Annotated in this window: 18 protein-coding genes; 4 read left to right on the forward strand and 14 right to left on the reverse strand. The window is 35.8% G+C overall.

Features of this window, described 5'->3' with window-relative positions:
• Window positions 1–56: 56 nt before the first annotated feature.
• Window positions 57–4433, reverse strand: coding sequence for a Cna B-type domain-containing protein (locus EPJ89_RS03275; protein WP_244660799.1), 4377 nt, complete (start codon window positions 4431–4433; stop codon window positions 57–59).
• Between the two features lie 263 nt (window positions 4434–4696).
• Between EPJ89_RS03275 and EPJ89_RS03280 the strand changes: the two genes are divergently transcribed.
• On the forward strand, window positions 4697–5053 hold the full coding sequence (locus EPJ89_RS03280; protein ID WP_161636876.1) for a helix-turn-helix transcriptional regulator: 357 nt from the start codon (window positions 4697–4699) through the stop codon (window positions 5051–5053).
• Between the two features lie 58 nt (window positions 5054–5111).
• Here EPJ89_RS03280 and EPJ89_RS03285 read toward each other — a convergent pair whose 3' ends face one another.
• Genes EPJ89_RS03285 through tmk form a run of 5 tightly spaced genes read right to left on the reverse strand, consistent with a single transcriptional unit; the run spans window position 5112 to window position 9005 of the window.
• A complete protein-coding gene (locus EPJ89_RS03285; RefSeq protein ID WP_161636877.1) occupies window positions 5112–5513 on the reverse strand; it encodes a Fur family transcriptional regulator in 402 nt (133 codons plus the stop codon).
• A 59-nt stretch (window positions 5514–5572) separates the two neighbouring features.
• Complete coding sequence (gene guaC / locus EPJ89_RS03290; protein WP_161636878.1) at window positions 5573–6547, reverse strand: GMP reductase; 975 nt, start codon at window positions 6545–6547, stop codon at window positions 5573–5575.
• A gap of 9 nt (window positions 6548–6556) precedes the next feature.
• Entirely contained in the window at window positions 6557–7402 is an 846-nt protein-coding gene (gene rsmI, locus EPJ89_RS03295) for a 16S rRNA (cytidine(1402)-2'-O)-methyltransferase (protein ID WP_200548975.1), read from the reverse strand.
• 36 nt (window positions 7403–7438) lie between these two features.
• The gene (locus EPJ89_RS03300) at window positions 7439–8389 is read right to left on the reverse strand and encodes a DNA polymerase III subunit (protein ID WP_200548976.1); all 951 of its coding nucleotides are present in this window, start codon (window positions 8387–8389) and stop codon (window positions 7439–7441) included.
• A complete protein-coding gene (gene tmk / locus EPJ89_RS03305) occupies window positions 8382–9005 on the reverse strand; it encodes a dTMP kinase (protein WP_161636881.1) in 624 nt (207 codons plus the stop codon). The genes EPJ89_RS03300 and tmk overlap by 8 nt, the downstream gene beginning before the upstream one ends.
• Window positions 9006–9124: 119 nt before the next feature.
• Between tmk and EPJ89_RS03310 the strand changes: the two genes are divergently transcribed.
• The 3 genes from EPJ89_RS03310 to EPJ89_RS03320 all read left to right on the forward strand — a co-directional run bounded on the left by EPJ89_RS03310 (window position 9125) and on the right by EPJ89_RS03320 (window position 10958).
• The gene (locus tag EPJ89_RS03310) at window positions 9125–9319 is read left to right on the forward strand and encodes a hypothetical protein (RefSeq protein ID WP_125163893.1); all 195 of its coding nucleotides are present in this window, start codon (window positions 9125–9127) and stop codon (window positions 9317–9319) included.
• Window positions 9320–9856, forward strand: coding sequence for an NUDIX hydrolase (locus EPJ89_RS03315; RefSeq protein WP_161636882.1), 537 nt, complete (start codon window positions 9320–9322; stop codon window positions 9854–9856).
• A gap of 97 nt (window positions 9857–9953) precedes the next feature.
• The gene (locus EPJ89_RS03320) at window positions 9954–10958 is read left to right on the forward strand and encodes a linear amide C-N hydrolase (RefSeq protein WP_200548977.1); all 1005 of its coding nucleotides are present in this window, start codon (window positions 9954–9956) and stop codon (window positions 10956–10958) included.
• A gap of 47 nt (window positions 10959–11005) precedes the next feature.
• Here the strand turns inward: EPJ89_RS03320 and EPJ89_RS03325 are convergent, their stop codons facing one another.
• From EPJ89_RS03325 to rpmH, 8 genes are all read right to left on the reverse strand, one after another.
• Window positions 11006–11326, reverse strand: coding sequence for an FtsB family cell division protein (locus tag EPJ89_RS03325; RefSeq protein ID WP_125163887.1), 321 nt, complete (start codon window positions 11324–11326; stop codon window positions 11006–11008).
• Window positions 11327–11405: 79 nt separating this feature from the next.
• The gene (locus EPJ89_RS03330; protein WP_161636884.1) at window positions 11406–11678 is read right to left on the reverse strand and encodes an RNA-binding S4 domain-containing protein; all 273 of its coding nucleotides are present in this window, start codon (window positions 11676–11678) and stop codon (window positions 11406–11408) included.
• The gene (gene mfd / locus EPJ89_RS03335) at window positions 11675–15091 is read right to left on the reverse strand and encodes a transcription-repair coupling factor (RefSeq protein ID WP_200548978.1); all 3417 of its coding nucleotides are present in this window, start codon (window positions 15089–15091) and stop codon (window positions 11675–11677) included. Before mfd ends, EPJ89_RS03330 begins: the two co-directional genes overlap by 4 nt.
• A gap of 2 nt (window positions 15092–15093) precedes the next feature.
• Window positions 15094–15642, reverse strand: coding sequence for an aminoacyl-tRNA hydrolase (gene pth, locus EPJ89_RS03340; RefSeq protein WP_125163884.1), 549 nt, complete (start codon window positions 15640–15642; stop codon window positions 15094–15096).
• Window positions 15643–15681: 39 nt separating this feature from the next.
• Window positions 15682–16296, reverse strand: a complete 615-nt coding sequence (locus tag EPJ89_RS08870) for a protein jag (protein WP_161636886.1) — start codon at window positions 16294–16296, stop codon at window positions 15682–15684.
• Window positions 16297–16313: 17 nt separating this feature from the next.
• The gene (gene yidC, locus EPJ89_RS03350; RefSeq protein ID WP_161636887.1) at window positions 16314–17156 is read right to left on the reverse strand and encodes a membrane protein insertase YidC; all 843 of its coding nucleotides are present in this window, start codon (window positions 17154–17156) and stop codon (window positions 16314–16316) included.
• 28 nt (window positions 17157–17184) lie between these two features.
• Complete coding sequence (gene rnpA / locus EPJ89_RS03355) at window positions 17185–17511, reverse strand: ribonuclease P protein component (RefSeq protein WP_125164898.1); 327 nt, start codon at window positions 17509–17511, stop codon at window positions 17185–17187.
• Window positions 17512–17559: 48 nt separating this feature from the next.
• Window positions 17560–17694 (reverse strand): 50S ribosomal protein L34, encoded by a 135-nt coding sequence (gene rpmH / locus EPJ89_RS03360; RefSeq protein WP_003774176.1) that lies wholly within the window; start codon window positions 17692–17694, stop codon window positions 17560–17562.
• Between the last annotated feature and the right edge of the window lie 593 nt (window positions 17695–18287).

An 18287-nucleotide genomic window follows, 5' to 3' on the forward strand; every position in this document is an offset into this window, starting at 1 on the left:
TCTACAATAAGACAAAACCTCGTACTTTTCACAATACGAGGTTTTTAAATATAAAACTAATGTTTCTTTTTCAATAATAAAATAACACCCAAACCAAACAGTACCGTTCCCGGAATCAATCGAACTTGATTTCCAACGCCTGTTTGGGGGAGAACCTCATGATTCACAGTATGATGATTCGGTTTTTCATCTGGTAGGATTGGTTCTTTATTCGGTGTATTCTTTGAGGGATTTTCGTTCCGAATGTTAGACACATCTTCTTGACATTTATTAAATATTTCCAGTCCATCTTCACTATAGGAAACTTGGTAACCTTTAGGGGGATCAATTTCATAAACACGATAGTCATATGCATTGCCTTGTTCATCGGTCTCATCTAAATGTTTCCATGTATAGGTGCTTTGACCACTCTCTAAAGTAATTGGGTCACCCATTGGTTCATTGTTTCTTAAGAGTTGAAGATGAATCGTTGGTACCGTTTCAGGCGCATTGATCCAATGCTTTGTCACGGTTACATCACGTTTAGGTGATGTGTAGGTATTACGGAAGGTCCATGCATCAATACGTTCCGATACAAAGGCATCAGGTACGGAAGTTTCTTCAAGGTGATACGTAAACGCATTTCCTTTAAGATCCTTTGCGTCTACAAGCCATTTATAATTTGTATCGTTGTATGAAAGCTTTACCACATCATAGACCTTTTCGTTTTGATACAACGTAAAGGTTGCTTCTGCCTGGGTCTTTTCGCCCCCCACCCATTGCTTATTTAACGTAATTTCCTGAACAGGGGGATGATATGTGTTAATTACTGTTAAGCGATCGACACCATACCGCATTGTGTAATCTTCAGGAAGGTTTCTTTGCTTTACAAAATACTCGATGTTTTTTCCTTCATGTGTTTGCACAGGTACATCCCATGATACATGTGACATGCCAGTTACCAAGGTTTTAGATTCATCAATACGTGTTTCTACACCATCGACAACTTGATAGAGATCAAAAATAACCGTTGGCTTTTCATCCGGTCCATGTTCCCAATATAAGTAAGCGTTAATGGTTCGAACTTCAGGTTGAAAGTGATTTGTTATGATGGCGCCTGTTTCATCAAGTGCTTGGATATATCCTTCAGGTTCGTTGATTTCATGAACACGATAGTTAATTATATTTCCGTCTTTGTCAAATTCATCAAGATCGGTCCACGTATAGGTTGTTTCGCCGTGATGAAGAATGATTGGATTGCCTACAGTTTCACCGTTTTTTAGAAGCTGAACTTCAATTTCAGGTTTAATTTCTGGACCACCATCCCATATTTTTGTCATGGTGAATGTTGTTTTAGGGGAATGATAGTGATTCACGATCGTGAAGGCATCGATGCGCTCAGCGGTATAGTGGTGTTCTTGAAGCAGACCCTCTTGATCGCCTTCTTCAACCCAGTATGTATAAAGATTTCCATTTTTATCTGTTTTTTCTAAATCAGTAAATATGGCTTTTGTTTGTCCATTTGTTAAGCGTTTTGAATCTACACGTTCAGGATTTGTCACACTTTGACGATAAAGAATCATTTCAATCTCTGGTTTTTCGAGAGGACCGCCATCCCATATTTTAGTTGCAATGATGGGATCGGTAATACGCGGTTGGCGGTATTCATTTTTAATAACAAGCGGGTCCTCGGATGGAATGTTTACGTAATCGTGTGCCCCTTGCGTTTCAATTGCTCTGTATGTTATCGGTAATCCATTACGATCATTAATAGGCTGTTCTTTAAATGTAATACTGGTCGTTCCTGTTTCAATTTTTTGTCGCGCTACTTCATGACCATCCGCAAGCAGTGCTACTTCGATAGTTGGTTTAATATCCGGTCCACCAATCCATTCTTTTGTAACGATGATATCTCGCGTAGGACTTACATAGGTATTGGTAATGGTAGATCCATCAAGGTTCATTTTATAATTCTCCGGAACATTGATTTCATCGATATGGTATTTAAACGTATTGCCTGAGTCGTCTGTCTCAGGTAGATCATTCCATGTATACGATGTTTCTCCTGATTCTAAATCAATACGATCATAAGGTTGATCATTTTGGTAAAGTTGGAGTGTGATGGTCGGTTTAACGGTAGGACCGCCGTCCCAAATTTTTGATGCCGTATAACTTCGTTTTGGAGTTATGTAAGTATTTGTAATCTTATTTCCCTCTACGGATGATTCAAAATGATCTGGAACATTCGGTTCATAGGGCTCATACACATATTCATTACCTGCCTCATCAAATCGTGGGAGATCTGTAAACTCAATCTTTGTATTCCCTTTCTCAAGGACTTTAGGTATGTTAAGGGGTGTTCCATTTTGTTTTAAATCAATCAGAACATCCGTATGTCGAGTCGTCCCACCAACCCAAATCTTTTCGACCTCATAAGATGTTTTATTCTCAACATCGTTTGTGAAATGAAGGGTATGATCACGACCTTGATACGTTATTTCAAGGGATTGTTGTGGGGTTCTTGGACTAAATCCTTCTAGTGTTTTTTCTTCAACACGATAGGAGCCCAGCGGTAAATCGGTGAGTGTTTTATGCTCGCCCGCTTTTAACCGAATTTCATCAATTTTGTAGTCTTGATTAAAGACTTCAAAAATAAAAATATCATCAGGATATATTGTTTTTGATCCCTGTTTAACGGTCTTATCAATTGTGATAGTTCCTAATTGTTTCTGATAAAGTTTAACCACAACCTCATACGATTCCGGTTGATTCTGAATGTTTAAACGCGATACAGGTTTACGCTCACCATTTACATACTCATAATATTCGTAGACAACATCATAATCCTTAAGATTATGTGCTTCGTCTTTCACATTGAGTGCCTCAATCCGAACATCATACGCTCCATAATCTGTAAAGGACCATGACGTCGTGCTTTCATTCATTGCACTAACATGATGAAGTTTCTGTTCATCATGTTCCGATTTAAAGACGACATTCGCTTGATAATCTGTTTTTAAATTGCGTGATTTATCCGCTTTATAGACTTCTGTTTTAAGGCGAACGGGTGTTGGCTTAGCTTGTGGAACTGTAATCTCTTTTTTAACGGTTTGATTATTGATGTCTGTATACGTAATGGTTGTTGTTTTGTTTAGTTCAAAGAAGTTGTGCTCATTTATATTTGCCAATGGATTTGTTTTGACTTCATAGTGATAGCCAAAGTGTTGGATATCACTATCGTAATCATACAGTCCTAGACTTCGAACATTAAAACGTTTTTGGTTTGAATCATACATTGGTAAGAGTGCATCATCCAAACGTGACATATCAACATCAAAAGCATCGCTCATTGGGTCATCAATATGAATATCCTTCGCCGCAGAAAAAATATTGTTTGAAATTTCCTTAAAGATATCATCCAGATTATCACGGCTTGATGTAGCATCATAATAATTTCCTTTACTGATACGCTTCAATATTTCGGTTCCCTTATCATCGGTATCAAATCCAATTGAGTATAAATGGATTTGTTCTTGATGAATTTGATTGGATTCGACAATGGATGCGTCTGCTGAAGACATATAGACAAAATAATTCTTATTTTCATGTGATAGTACATCGCCAAGTTGATCCAAATAATACTCATTACCCGTTCCGTAAACCGGAGCGCTATAATCAAAATGATCGGTATTCGGTAATGATTTAAATCGATATCCGGGAATCGCATAGTTCCCCGAACTTGGAATTCCCGTATCAAAAGGACGTTGTTGTCCATTATAGCGTTTTTGAACCATAACATTTCCCTCAAAACCAAGTAATTCTTGATTTACTTTTGCCTTGAGTGGATATCGATAAGTGGGTTGCCCATCTGATAACAAGATTATTGTTTTATTTGGCGCCGTACTCTGATTTAATAATGTTTTCGCTTCATGAAGTGCCCCTTGCGTAAAGGTCCCTCCTTCGGCTTTAAGATTATTAATTTCATCAATTAAATGCGTTGCATCATTTTTGGTATGAAATGAATTTGTTTTTACCCGTGTTCCATAGGATACAAGGGCAATTCGAGCGGTGTCATCTCTTTCAAAAATTTCATTCACAAAACGAATCGCTTCACGTTTAGCCTTTGATATCCGATCAATTCCTTGTGGATTTTTTTGTGGATCCATACTTCCGGATGTATCAAGTACCAAAACAATGTCTGATGGTTCCCGCTTTACGCGTCCATATACATCAATCGATATTTCCCAACGATTAATCGTGTTGGGAATTGGTTTCGCTGTTTTAAATACGCGAACCGAACCTTCTTGCATATCATCTATTTGTACTGAATTTGTTATTGTTTTAACACTTGTAGAAGGATGTCCTTCCGCAGATACAAAAGATGTACTTACTGATAATAATACCATTGTGATTAACACGGTTGTTAATCCGCTTTTAATGATTCTCGTTCTCATTTTTTTCCTCCTTACAAGTATCATTTAAAAGTGATTTTTAATCACAACGTTGATAATATTTGTTTTCACATATTTAGTCAATTATTTTTGTCATAAAATGTCCACTTTTTTTACCATCTTGGTAATAATTTATCCAAAAGGGCGTATTATTCACCATATAAATTCAAGAAAGGACAGATTTTATATGGAAATTTCACACTCTCTGAATAGATATTGCAAATTAGAGATATAAATGCTATATTCATTGAGGTGAAGGAGTAATTATGTCGAATATATTAGGTCAAAGACTGAAGGCACGTCGAAAAGAACTACGTATTTCTCAACAGGAACTTGCTGTTGCTGTAGGGTATACATCACGTTCTACAATTGCCAAAATTGAAGCAGGTGTGATCGATCTTCCCCAGTCAAAAATTTATGATATCGCCGAGGCTTTAGAAACAACTCCAACGTACTTATTAGGTTTAGAAGAAGAACTTGAAGCTTTAACCGCAACAGCAATCGTTGAACATCTTCAATCTGTTACAGTTGATCAACTTGTTGAATGTTTTTCTCAATTAGATTTATATAGTTATGAAAAAGTAAATGAAGCAGTAGGTAAAGTAGCACTGGGTTACAAATAGAAAGCCATCATCTTTCGATGAAGGTAAAAAAAAGGAGCAAAGGCTCCTTTTTTTGTTCTTACTTATGTTTTTGATTTGATTTTGCCAAACAGTCCTTACAAATCCCCTCGAATGTAATGTCGTGATCTAACACGAGGCATCCTAATTCTTCTTCGACGAGTTGATGTAATTCTTTTCGGTAATCTAATTCCACATCTTCAATGCGATTGCATTCTCTGCATCTAAAATGATAATGATCGTGTAGATTTTTATCGTAGATAAATCCAAGTTCTGGATGTCTTACACGGTTTATTAATTTTTCATTATAGAGCACATTTAAATTTCGATAGACCGTCGCAATTCCAATTGATACATCACCTTCTTTAAGTTTTGTATGAATTTGATCTGCCGTCATATGACCTTCAGATGCTTGAATTAAATCTAAAATCTCTTGTCTTTGTTTAGTAAGCTTGATACTCATTATCATCACCATCTTAATTATAGCATAAAATATGCTTTTACAAGAATATTTGCTTTAATCTAACGGTCCCCATTAAAAATACTGTTCTTAACAATCACGTAATCAACCTTACGAATCGCTTCAAGATCGCGACCTCCAGCATAAGAAATGGATGATTGAAGATCTTGTTGCATTTCGCGTAGCGTATCCTCGATTTTTCCTTTATGTTCAATTAAAATGCGCTTTCCTTCAACATTTTTATGTTCACCTTTTTGAAATTGTGATGCACTTCCAAAATATTCTTTGAATGGAACGCCATCAACTTCAATTGTTTCTCCAGGTGATTCTTCATGTCCTGCAAATAATGATCCAACCATACACATCGTAGCACCAAATCGAATTGACTTAGCGATATCGCCATGATCTCGGATTCCTCCATCTGCAATCAAAGGTTTGCGAGCGGCCTTAGCACACCATGATAATGCGGATAATTGCCATCCACCTGTTCCAAACCCAGTTTTTAATTTCGTAATACATACCTTACCCGGGCCAATACCCACTTTCGTAGCATCTGCTCCTGCATTCTCAAGTTCACGAACCGCTTCTGGGGTTCCAACATTTCCTGCAATCACAAATGTGTTTGGTAAGAATTCTTTTATGTGCTTAATCATTCGAATAACTTGCTCAGAATGACCATGCGCAATGTCGATTGTAATATAGTCAGGAATGACATTATCTGCTGCCAATCGACGTACAAAATCATACTCGTCATCTTTTACACCAACACTAATGGATGCATATAGACCGCGTTGATTCATATCTTGAATAAAGCCATAACGACGTTCCTCGTTAAAACGATGCATAACATAAAAATAATTATGTTCTGCTAACCAAATAGCGAGCGGTTCATCGATTATTGTTTGCATGTTTGCAGGAACAACAGGCATTTCAAAGGTTCGATTTCCCAATTTAACGCTTGTATCGCATTCAGAGCGACTTTTCACAATACATTTATTTGGAATTAATTGAATATCTTCGTAATCAAATATTTTCATTACGGCCTCCTATTTATTCTCGTGATAGTAAGAATAGAGCTCGTTTTTTGAAACACCATTCTCTTTGGCCACAGAAGAAATTGAACGTGAAACAGAATTTCCTGCATTAATCTGTTCCTTAATGCGAATGATTAAATCATCAAAGCTTACTTCTGATACATCAGTGTTCGCCTCAATAACAATTACAAACTCACCTTTTATCGTCTCAACTGACTCCATAACCTCGGTAACCGTACCACGTATAAACTCCTCGTGCATTTTTGTAATCTCACGCACAAGACAAATCTTTCGATTACCTAACACATCATACACGATTTCGAGTGTCTTTTCTAATTTATGAACTGATAAATAATAGATTGTCGTCATTGGTAAATCCTTGTTTTGGATTAATTGTTTCTTAAGTTGGCTTTCTTTATGCTCCATAAAGCCCATAAATGCGAAAGGTTGAACAATAAGTCCCGATGCAACCAGTGCATTAAGAAAGGCACTACTTCCTGATATTGGGACAACATTAAAGCCCGCGGCAATGACATCGCGAACTAATGTTTGGCCTGGATCAGAGATTAATGGATATCCTGCATCACTGACTAAACCAACACTTAAGCCTGATTCCAATAAATCAAGAATCCCTTTAGTTGATTCTTGTTCATTATGCATATGATGGCTGATCATTTTTGTGTTGATATCAAAGTGTGAACAGAGCTTGCGTGCATTGCGTGTATCCTCTGCCGCAATAACATCAACATTTTTCAATGTCTCAATCGCTCTGGGTGTCATCTCATTCAAATTTCCTATTGGTGTTGCAACCAGGAATAGTGTTGGTTTTTCGTTTTTAAAACTTTGTTGTTTTATCATAACATTCTCCTAAAATAGATAAACCTTTAATCGAAATTAAAGGTTCTGATAGTATTTCGTTAATTCATAAGCAAATTGATCAATGATAAGGTTAATATTGATGCCCGGTCGAATCCGATCTTTTAAGCTTAAAACAATTTGAAGCAAATGAATACGATCTTCATTTGTAATGTGATTTGTTCGAACTTGGATTGTTTGTTCGTGTTGACCTTGTATTGAGAACGATAATTCGAATAATTCAAAGAGTAATACCAATCGTTCCCGATCCAATCTTTTTTTCTTAATCCCCTCAACTTGTAAGGTTAAGATCGCCGACAAATAGTCTCGTTGATTTAAAGAGTCAAGTACATCAAAGAAAATTGAACTGGCTTCTCTATAGACGTCATCATTAATCTGATGATTTAGTTCTTCACTATTTTGATTCATCCTCGATAATAAATAAGCATCAATTGGATCAATCCCTTGTTCACATGCCACATCAAATAACATTTGATGATTCATCGATTCCAAATGGATTGTGAGACATCTGGATCGTATGGTCTCAAGAACACGATTTTCATTGCGTGTTGTTAAGATTGCAACGATATCACCTTCTGGCTCTTCTAAGAATTTCAAAAGACTGTTCATCGCCTCTACGGTCGCATTATCCACATCTTCAATAATGTAGACTTGGTGCCCTGATGTTTCTATTGATGATTGACTGAAATATTCCTTGAGATCAATGATCTCTGATTTCTTAATACTTTGTTCTTTACCACTAAGTATTCTAAAATCCGCATGGTTTTCATTGTTTATTCGTTGGCATGTAAGACAAGAACCACAGGCACCAATGTCTTGTTCGCAACACATCATACTCATTGCCATGTATTTAGAAAAATCAAGCGTTCCATAATCTCCAACGATTAAATAGGCATGGGAAACACGATTTTTTGATTGTTGACGATGAAAGAGATTTAGCGCTTTAACCTGACTTGAAACATTATTCATGATTCAAATGTTTCTCAATAATCTTAATAACATCGAAAGCAACATCATCAATCGATTGATGCGCATCCACAATCTTAATACGGTTTGGGAAACGACGAATCACTTCTTGATACCCTTCATATACTTTCTCATGAAAGACATCGCCTTCGAGCTCTAAACGATCTTTATATCCACGAACACCAATTCGATTTAGTCCTTCTTGTGGTTTGACATCCAAAAAGATTGTTAAATCGGGCAGAAAACCATCAATAGCGAACATGTTTATATCCCATACATCATCAATACCAATACCTCGAGCATAACCTTGATAAGCGAGTGAGCTATCAATAAATCGATCACATATTACCAATTCACCTCGGTTTAGTGCAGGTTGAATTTTCTCAATTAAATGTTGTCGGCGACTTGCAGCATAGAGCAAAGCTTCGGTACGATCATCCATTTCTTTATGATCCGGATCAAGAATCAGTTCTCTAATTTTCTCAGAAATACGAATTCCTCCAGGTTCTCGAGTACAAAGGACGGGTTGATTTTTTTTCTCAAAATACTCCGAAACGATCTTGGTAATTGTTGTTTTACCACTTCCCTCAGGACCTTCAAATGATACAAATAATGTCATGTTGCCACCTCTTCTTTGAATATTATAGCATGGTATAGCGTGGTCTATTCTAAAAGTTGTGTGTTTTATCATTTTGGATTATTATGTAAGAGAAGAAGAAAACTTTAGAGGAAAAAATTATGATCCAACAAATTAAAAAAGGATTTCAAAAAGCATCAAATGACAACGTCTATATGATTGTTTTAGGGATTGTTGTACTCTTAATCGTTATTAATTATTTTCTTAATACGACGGTCCTCACAATTCTCACGCTCTTGATGTTTTGTGTCGCTTTTGGAGTTCTTATCAAACACATTATAAAGAAGGAAGATTAGATGGTAAGAGATGGCTTAAAACTAAATGAAATATTAAAGTATCAAGGAAAAATTGTAGATGTATATAATGTTGAATTTGAAACACAAACTGGCATGTTTGAAGCTGAGATTTTAAAACATGATGGCGGTGTCTGTATTGCCGCAACCCATGACGATCAAGCATTCTACTGTGTTGATCAATATCGTTATGGTGTTGAACATATTATGCAAGAGTTCCCTGCAGGAAAAATTGATAAAGGTGAGTTGCCACTTGATGCTGCGCTAAGGGAATTGCGGGAAGAAATTGGATTTGTAGCGAAAACACTTGTTCCACTTGGATACATTCATCCATCACCCGCATATCTTGACGAAGTCTTGTATCTTTATTATGCATCGGATTTAGATTATGTCGGCCAAGACCTCGACGACAATGAAGTGCTCAATGTTTATACTCGTGATCTTCATGATATTATTACTGATATCGAAGCAAATAATATTACGGATGCAAAAACTATTTCCCTTGCTTACAAAGTAAATCATTATCTATCACAAAAATAATGAGCGAACCGTCCAATTGGTTCGCTTTTTTTATGCTTCTTCACTAATTGCTCACATAAAATGGTAATATATTAAAGACGAGAAAGGCGGTACTTATATGTGTACAGGAATACAAGTAATTTCAAAGCAAAATAATACTTATTGGGGTAGAACTCAAGAATTTGATACATTTTTGCCCGTTTGTGGCGTGCTTGTCCCTCGTGGAACAGCAATTAATCATATGCTTTCACCCATTGTAGCGAAAAATGCTGCAGCTGGCATTAGTCTTCATGATTCGAACCAGGATCTTTTATTTATGGATGGTATGAATGAACATGGACTCGTAGGTGGGAGTTTCTATTATGGAAATGATTACTCAGATTATGCACCCACCAGTGCAATTGAATTGATGGGTAAACAGGCCTTAAGAGGAGAGGAATTTGTAACTTGGGCTCTACTAAATTGTGATTCGATTGTCGATTTACACCGTAAAGCAATTAAAGAGGTCGCAATATCCAACGAACCTAATATTCATGGTAATGTAATCCCTCAACATTATGTTTTTGTAGACCGTACAGGAGCTAGCATCGTTCTTGAACCTTCCTCCGCCGGTTCCTTTGATATTTATCCCAACGAGATTGGAACCTTCACCAATCAGCCTGAATTTCCTTGGCATGTTCAAAACCTTCAAAACTATGTCTCCATGAACAATCAAATTTATCCTTCACGTAAGTTTGGTAAATTTGAAAGTTTGAGTTCTGGTACGGGGAATGGATTGTTTGGCTTACCCGGAGACTATACACCACAATCACGATTTGTAAGGGCAACAGTCTTGAATAACCTCTCAAATCAACCCAATGATGACCAAGCACTTGATAAAGTTTTCCGCGTCCTCAATACCTTTGATATTCCTTACGGATTGATTATCGATGAAAAAAACCAGGTACAATACACACAGTATACCTCTGCATACGATTTAGAGAATAGAACGGTTAACATCTCAACCTACGAGAATAGACAAATCCAACAATTTTATTTTGATCCCTTATTGGTTAATAATCATGAGATTATTCGCTATGAGATTAAACGTAAGCAGATGATCGAAACAATGAATAAATTATAATAAGCATTAAAAAAAGAGTAACATTAAATGTTACTCTTTATTGTTTGTTATTCTGTTTTAGGTAAGATGAATACTTGTTCTTCTGACTTCGACAAGAGATGTTTGCCTCGAGCATAGTTTTGAACATAAGTAGGATCTTGAAGTTTTGCCTTCTCAAGAGCAAGTTCACCTTGTCTTGTTTCGAGTACTTTTAAATTCGAGCGCTCGCTTTTTAGTTGTTGATTCAATTGGAATGTTGATACTAATTCTTTTGCAGATTTAGATAACATCAGGCATGAAACGGATACTATCAAAATACCAAGAATGATTGATGCAAATTTAATTGTTGGATTCTTAGCTATTCGCGGTTTCGTAACTGTTTGTCCCATCTTTCCACTTCTCTTTCTTTTTTGTTAGTTTATTTATCTATATTCATTATACTGACATTCTCAAAAATTGCAAGAGTTGTCAGTTTTCTGAATCGCTTCTATCGATCCGTTGATCTGAAATAAGTTCATACATCGGCGGATTACTTCGTAAAATTTTGTCGCTTAAAAATGTAACTTCTATTTTAATATGGCGATGTTCAAATCGAATTTCAATTACATCTTCAAGTGTAACCTCTGATGATGGTTTTGCTTTCTTTCCATTAATAAAGACACGCTCATCATCAGCGAGTTCTTTCGCCACAGTACGGCGTTTAATGATTCGTGATACTTTCAAATATTTATCAAGTCTCATAGTGTTTGCTCCTTTAAATTTTCGAGTATATAAATCAAATCTTCTGCCCACTCTGTATACATTGGCATGGTAATAATGATTGTTTGATTTAGATACTTTATCTTAATTTCACTCGACTTTTCAGAGATTAATTCAAAGAGATGGACACCATCTACTTGACTACTATATTCCTCTGTAAAGACTAATTCTACTTTATTAACACGTTCTTTAAATGACTTAATGCGCTGATCATTTAAGAATAATTCCAGACGTGTTTTTTCCAACAGCATTTTAACTGAATTTGGTAATTTCCCATAGCGGTCATCAATCATCTCATGAAACTGCTTCAATTCATCCAGTGATTGGATTTGGTTAATTTGTTGATACAGATCTAATTTTTCGCCATCATCACTTGCGAAGTCTTCGGGTAAATATCCATCCACTTTAAGATTGAATCGTTCTTGTTCTTCAACATCAATAACCTCTTTACCTTGTCTTTTCGCAATGGCCTCTTTAAGAAGTTGTACGTATAAGTCGATACCTACAGTATCAATAAATCCCGACTGATTACCACCAAGGAGTTCTCCGGCACCACGAATCGTTAAATCACGCATTGCAATCTTATATCCACTACCAAGCTGTGTAAACTCTTTAATTGCTTGAAGTCTTTTTTGTGCTAACTCCGTTAACCCACGTTTATTGGGTACAACAAAGTACGCATACGCTAAACGATCTGACCGTCCAACGCGTCCCTTGATTTGATAGAGCTGTGACAAACCAAAACGATGCGCATTGTCCACAATGATCGTGTTGGCATTTGGAATATCAATTCCAGTTTCGATGATTGTTGTACAAACTAAAACATTAATTTCCTTACTAATAAATCGTATCATCACATCTTCAATTTCATGACGTTCCATTTGGCCATGCACAACAGCTACACGTGCATCTTCCACATGATTCGCAATGACTGAAGCAACAGAGTAAATTTGCTCTACATTATTAAATAGGTAGAAAACCTGGCCTTCCCGACTAAGTTCTTTGGAAATAATATCATTAAGCGTTTGTTGGTTTTTTTCAATGATATAAGTCATTACCGGAAGACGGTTTGATGGCGGAGTATTGAGTTGTGATAAACTACGAAGTCCAATTAGAGACATTTGAAGTGTTCGTGGAATCGGAGTCGCACTGAGTGATAAAACATCCACAGAAACTTTAAATTCCTTAATACGCTCTTTATGTTCCACCCCAAATCGCTGCTCTTCATCAATAATTAGTAATCCTAAATCTTTAAACTTTACATCGCGTGATAATACACGGTGTGTTCCCACTAAAATATCAACTTTGCCATCTTTGACCCGTTCAATAATTTCCTTTTTTTCTTTATCTGATACAAAGCGATTTAAAACTTCAATCGTCACAGGAAAATCACTCAATCGTTCTTTAAGAGTTCGTGCATGTTGTTGTGAGAGGATTGTTGTAGGACAAAGAAAAACGACTTGTTTATGATCTACAAAGGCTTTAAACGCTGCACGAATGGCTACTTCGGTTTTTCCAAATCCAACATCACCACAAAGTAAACGATCCATCGGAACATTGCGTTCCATATCCCGTTTAATTTCTTCAATGGCTGTTTTTTGATCATGAGTTAATTCATATTCAAACGCATCCTCAAACTGTTTCTGGTATTCCGTATCGGGACTAAAAGCAAATCCACTTGCCTCCATTCTTGAAGAATAGAGCGTTACGAGTTTATCTGCCACATCGGCAACATCTTGTTTAATACGTTCTTTGTTCTTTTGCCAGGTACTTGTACCAAGCTTGCTCAGGCGAACTGATGCTGCCTCTCGTGACATAAACTTACGAACCAGGTTAAATTGTTCGAGAGGTACGAACAGTTCATCACCGTCACGATATTGAATGCGCATAAAATCTTTATGAATTCCTTCAATTTCTTTGGTAGTAATTCCCATATACTTACCGATACCATATTGGCGGTGCACAACATAATCCAATGTATCGAGATCTGATAATTGATTTAAAGATTCTGCCTTTAAAAACTTATTATCGTATCGGAACATCTTTTTCTTATACTTATACAATTCACTTGCTGTATAAACAACCGTATCAATATCTTCTAGAATAAATCCAGAGGTGATATGACCGTATTCAATATAGATTCCATTTGTAGTTGGTTTGTCGGTTAACACCTGATACTCAATACCTTGATTTAGTAGCGTCTTAACAAAATCTTCCATAGTATCTTCATCGAGTATGATGATCACTTTTTGTGTTATTGCCTCTTTACGAAGCCACTTCATGGTTTGCTCTATACTTTCCGATACAATATTGGGTGCATGCCAAGGAATAAAAACTTCACCCTCGGTTTGATATTCAAAAATTTCACGATACGTATGTTTTGCTTTAATCCGTTCAAATGACTCGAAAATATCTGAGACATAAATCATTTGATTCATCTCATACTGTTCTTCAATAAACGTGTGAGCATCTAAGGTATTTTGTTTAAGTGTTCTTTCAATAGCTTCAATCGGGCTCATGTACGTCGTTGATTCACTTAAATAATCATAAATCGTCGCATAGTTTGACCAAAATGAGAGCAGAGGGTACAACGATACATCAAACTGATTCATTTGTAATAATTCTCGTTTTTGTTCCATTTCATGAATCAAATCATCATTATCGATTCCCTCGATTTTTTGCGTCAATGAATTACTGATTTCTAAAATATCCTGATCGTTAAGAAGAATATCTGTCGCAAATGCAATCATCGCTTCATCAACTCGCGATAGCGATCGCTGATTCTCAATGTCAAAATATCTTAGACTATCTACTTCTACATCAAAAAATTCAATTCGAAGTGGCTGCTCCATTTGGATAGAAAACACGTCACAAACACCACCACGAATTGCATATGTAAATGGCTTTTCAACATATTTAACACGCGTATACCCCAGTCGTTCGAGCTCACGTGCAAGTTGGAGCGGTTCCCACTCATCACCGGTCTTAATGTTGATTATCGAATTTTTAAGAACTTTCAACGGGGATAATTTTCTTACTGAAGCAATTGCATGCGTAATACAAATATCAAAGTCTCCGTTCACAATTTTAAATAATGCATCAATTCGATTCGCTTTCATAATTTCTGATTGAACAATAGCCTCAACACGTAGTGACTCTTCATGGTTGTAATAAACTACATTTGCATTTTCATCAAGATGTTTTATCTCATTATATAAATTTGATGCTTGCTGTTCGTTTTCCTTAATTATAAACAAAGGTTTTTTACTTACTCTACTGGATCCTAGAACTAATAAAGCTTCTTGAACCACGCTTAAATGGGCAAAAATACTTTTGCCCTGGGTGTACTCTTTAACAAGTTCATGCTTTTCTAAATAATTATATAACCAATTCATTTTTACACTCTTACATTGTATTCATTCATCAATTGATCAGTCCGTTTTCCACTGATAAAATCACTTACGCATCGAGCACCCAATGAAATTGCTGTTTCTTCATCAATTTTTCCAAGTACCCAATCAACTGTTTTTATTTGACTGCTTTTACCAATTCCAACTTTTAGCCTTAAAAATTCATTTGATCCCAAATGATCAATGATGCTCTTAACACCTTTTTGTCCACCTGACGATCCTTTTTCGCGAAGTCTCAGTGATCCGACGGTAATATCCATATCATCACTAATAACAAGAAGATCTTCAAGATCAACATTATAATAACGCATGACTTCTCCGACTGATTCTCCTGAGAGATTCATATATGTTTGTGGTTTAACCAAAACGACTTTTTCAGTACCTACAAACGTTTCAGCAATAAGTGCTTTAAATTTATTCGTTGTGATCGAAACACCTAATTTCGATGCAACTTCATCAATAACCAGAAAACCTGCATTATGTCTTGTATTCTCATACTGTTTTCCGGGATTTCCTAATCCTACGATTACTTTCATACATTCCTCCATTAAGCAAAAAAGAATAAGGGACTCCCCTTACTCTTTGTTTGGATCATAGACAATCTTAAGATGACGGTCTCTTCCTGAACCTTCACTTTGTGTGCGAATTCCTGGAAAATCAGTCAATTCTTTATGAATCACACGACGTTCGTCGTTTGGCATTGGGTCTAAAGATGCGTCAATTTTAGAACGACTAACATTCTTAGCAATCCGTTTTGCCATTGCCTTAAGTTTTTGATAACGATCTGTTTTATAGTTGTTTATATCAATCATAACGTAAAAACGACGTTTAAACTCGGAATTAACTGCATGTTTGAGTAACATATTCATGCCTTCCAATGACTTCCCATTTTTACCAATTAGGATTGCATTGTTTTCTGCATTCAATGATACTTTAACGTTATTATTCTTAACAGTAATTTCTTGTTCAACTTTTAATCCCAAACCGGTAAAGAATTTATTAAAATATTCTTCAACAAACAATTTGACATCATTAAGGGCAAACACTTCAGCAGTAACACTCGCCCCAATGCCTAAGAAACCTGATTTTTCTTCGATGACATAGTAGATAAGATCACTTTTTTCAACATTCTTTTCTTTAGAGACATTGTTTAGAACATCATCTAAAGACTTAGCTGTATATTGCTTCACGTGTATTCCTCCCTTTTTTATTTTGTGCCGTATTTATGATTAATAAATAATGTTTGTACTAATTGTGCAAGAGCCGAAACCATCCAGTATAAACTCATACCCACTTGCCAGTTAAGAGCAAGAACTACAATCATAATAAGTGATGAATACATCATCATATTTGCTTGATTAGCAGGTTGTTTTTCATATGAACGTTTACGAAGTTTTTGTTTTGCAAGATATTGTGGCAAGAACATTGAAAGGAACTGTGATATTGCCATTAGAATGAAAATTACAATGATAATAATATTTCCTTGAGTAAATCCTTGCATCGGCGTTACTTCTAGAGTTTGTCCAAATACCGTACCATTAATGATGGCTTCTGAACGCATAACAGCTTGATACATTGCAATCATAATTGGTAACTGAAGGAATGTTCCACCTAAAGCACCCATTGGATTAATTTCATGTTTTTCAAACAACTTTTGCATTTCAGTAGCTTTTTGAAGTTTTGCTTGTTGATCATTTCGACCTTGATACTTCGCTTCAATTCGAGCTTGTTCAGGACCAATTAATTGCATTTTTTGTTGTTGAACTGTTGCTTTAATTGAACCTTTGATTGTAATAAGCTTAATAATCAATGTTACAACAACAATTGAACCAATGGTTCCAATGTATTGTGAGAAAAAGTTTAATGCTTGTGCAATTGGCCATACAAAGAGCGCTCCAAACCATGTGTCCGTACCCCATGACCATGCATCACCTAAACTAATAATCTTGTCAGCGTATACTTGTTTCGTTTGTGGATCAATAACTTGAGTACATCCCGTTAATGCTAATAGCAAAATACTGAATATAATCAGTTTTTTATATTTTTTCATATCTATCTCCTAATCTAAAATACTCACTTTACATTTTAACCGTTTTTATTAGGTTTTCCAAGTCTTTTCGATTTTCCTCATAACTCTGTTCGTAATATTTTTTTCGAACTAGAACGATGTAATCGTAAGGTGTATCAAACATGTTGATGTCTTGGAGCATACTTCTTATTTGACGTTTTGTTTTATTGCGCACTACTGCATTTCCTAGTTTTTTAGGTGCTGCAATTCCATATCGCGAGTGATTTTTAGTTTTTTTATTTATATATACTGTAAAAGCTTTGGTATTTTTAAATCGACGAGCCCCCATGATTTTTTGGAATTCCGCTGCTTTTTTTACTCTATATTCTTCTCTCATTTTTTTTCACTTCCATTATGACAAAAAAGTCACCCATAAGGGTGACTGTTATGCAGATAACACTTTTCTTCCTTTTGATCTACGACGTGAAAGCACGCGGCGACCGCCTACTGTTTTCATACGGGCTCTAAAACCATGGACCTTTTGGTGTTTCCGTTTGCTCGGTTGATAAGTTCTCTTCATGAAAACCACCTCCAGTTCTTTATATATACGAAGAGCAAATGCTTTAAAATTATATAAGAAATACTTTTCAATGTCAATAAAGTGCCTTAAATAACGTTTTGATTATCTGATTCACCATCTAATTGATACTATTTCATTCTAACTTTATAGAATTATCATCGCTATTGTAACACATTCATCTTTCAATCACGATATTTTTTTCAATTTTTTTTTATTGATCGGAGCGCCTTTAAATAATTCACAGGTAATAAAAGAGTGAGCATTCCTCTTTAAAATTAGTTGATGCTTGCCCTTTTATTACCAATATCGGATTATTTTCGTTCGAAAATGCTTTTGGTTATCCACTTTTTCATGCATATGCAACGAAATGTTGGTAACTCTATCGGATTCGTGGGATAAATTTAGTGGAAGATTTTAATGATTAAAAAATCAGTGGAAAACTATAAACCATCTTTTATACGAGTTCATAACAATGTTTATCAACAGATTGTGGATAGTGTGGATAAATGCATCATACCCTTTTATAAGTAGCTATTTTCATGTTGAGATGTCCGCGTATAAATGACAAAAATCAAGCTCTACATTTTTTGTCA

It is taken from the genome of Erysipelothrix sp. strain 2 (EsS2-6-Brazil), from assembly GCF_016617625.1.
GTDB lineage: Bacteria > Bacillota_I > Bacilli_A > Erysipelotrichales > Erysipelotrichaceae > Erysipelothrix > Erysipelothrix piscisicarius.

Bases quoted from the DNA above. Each gene is read 5' to 3' on its own strand.
- EPJ89_RS03330 (WP_161636884.1), bottom strand. From the start codon at position 11,678: ATGAGACTTGATAAATATTTGAAAGTATCACGAATCATTAAACGCCGT.
- yidC (WP_161636887.1), bottom strand. From the start codon at position 17,156: ATGAAAAAATATAAAAAACTGATTATATTCAGTATTTTGCTATTAGCA.
- mfd (WP_200548978.1), bottom strand. From the start codon at position 15,091: ATGAATTGGTTATATAATTATTTAGAAAAGCATGAACTTGTTAAAGAG.
- guaC (WP_161636878.1), bottom strand. From the start codon at position 6,547: ATGAAAATATTTGATTACGAAGATATTCAATTAATTCCAAATAAATGT.
- tmk (WP_161636881.1), bottom strand. From the start codon at position 9,005: ATGACATTATTTGTATCATTTGAAGGTCCTGAGGGAAGTGGTAAAACA.
- EPJ89_RS03325 (WP_125163887.1), bottom strand. From the start codon at position 11,326: ATGGGACAAACAGTTACGAAACCGCGAATAGCTAAGAATCCAACAATT.
- EPJ89_RS03285 (WP_161636877.1), bottom strand. From the start codon at position 5,513: ATGAGTATCAAGCTTACTAAACAAAGACAAGAGATTTTAGATTTAATT.
- rsmI (WP_200548975.1), bottom strand. From the start codon at position 7,402: ATGATAAAACAACAAAGTTTTAAAAACGAAAAACCAACACTATTCCTG.
- EPJ89_RS03310 (WP_125163893.1), top strand. From the start codon at position 9,125: ATGATCCAACAAATTAAAAAAGGATTTCAAAAAGCATCAAATGACAAC.
- EPJ89_RS03320 (WP_200548977.1), top strand. From the start codon at position 9,954: ATGTGTACAGGAATACAAGTAATTTCAAAGCAAAATAATACTTATTGG.
- rpmH (WP_003774176.1), bottom strand. From the start codon at position 17,694: ATGAAGAGAACTTATCAACCGAGCAAACGGAAACACCAAAAGGTCCAT.
- EPJ89_RS03275 (WP_244660799.1), bottom strand. From the start codon at position 4,433: ATGAGAACGAGAATCATTAAAAGCGGATTAACAACCGTGTTAATCACA.
- rnpA (WP_125164898.1), bottom strand. From the start codon at position 17,511: ATGAGAGAAGAATATAGAGTAAAAAAAGCAGCGGAATTCCAAAAAATC.
- EPJ89_RS03300 (WP_200548976.1), bottom strand. From the start codon at position 8,389: ATGAATAATGTTTCAAGTCAGGTTAAAGCGCTAAATCTCTTTCATCGT.
- EPJ89_RS03315 (WP_161636882.1), top strand. From the start codon at position 9,320: ATGGTAAGAGATGGCTTAAAACTAAATGAAATATTAAAGTATCAAGGA.
- pth (WP_125163884.1), bottom strand. From the start codon at position 15,642: ATGAAAGTAATCGTAGGATTAGGAAATCCCGGAAAACAGTATGAGAAT.
- EPJ89_RS03280 (WP_161636876.1), top strand. From the start codon at position 4,697: ATGTCGAATATATTAGGTCAAAGACTGAAGGCACGTCGAAAAGAACTA.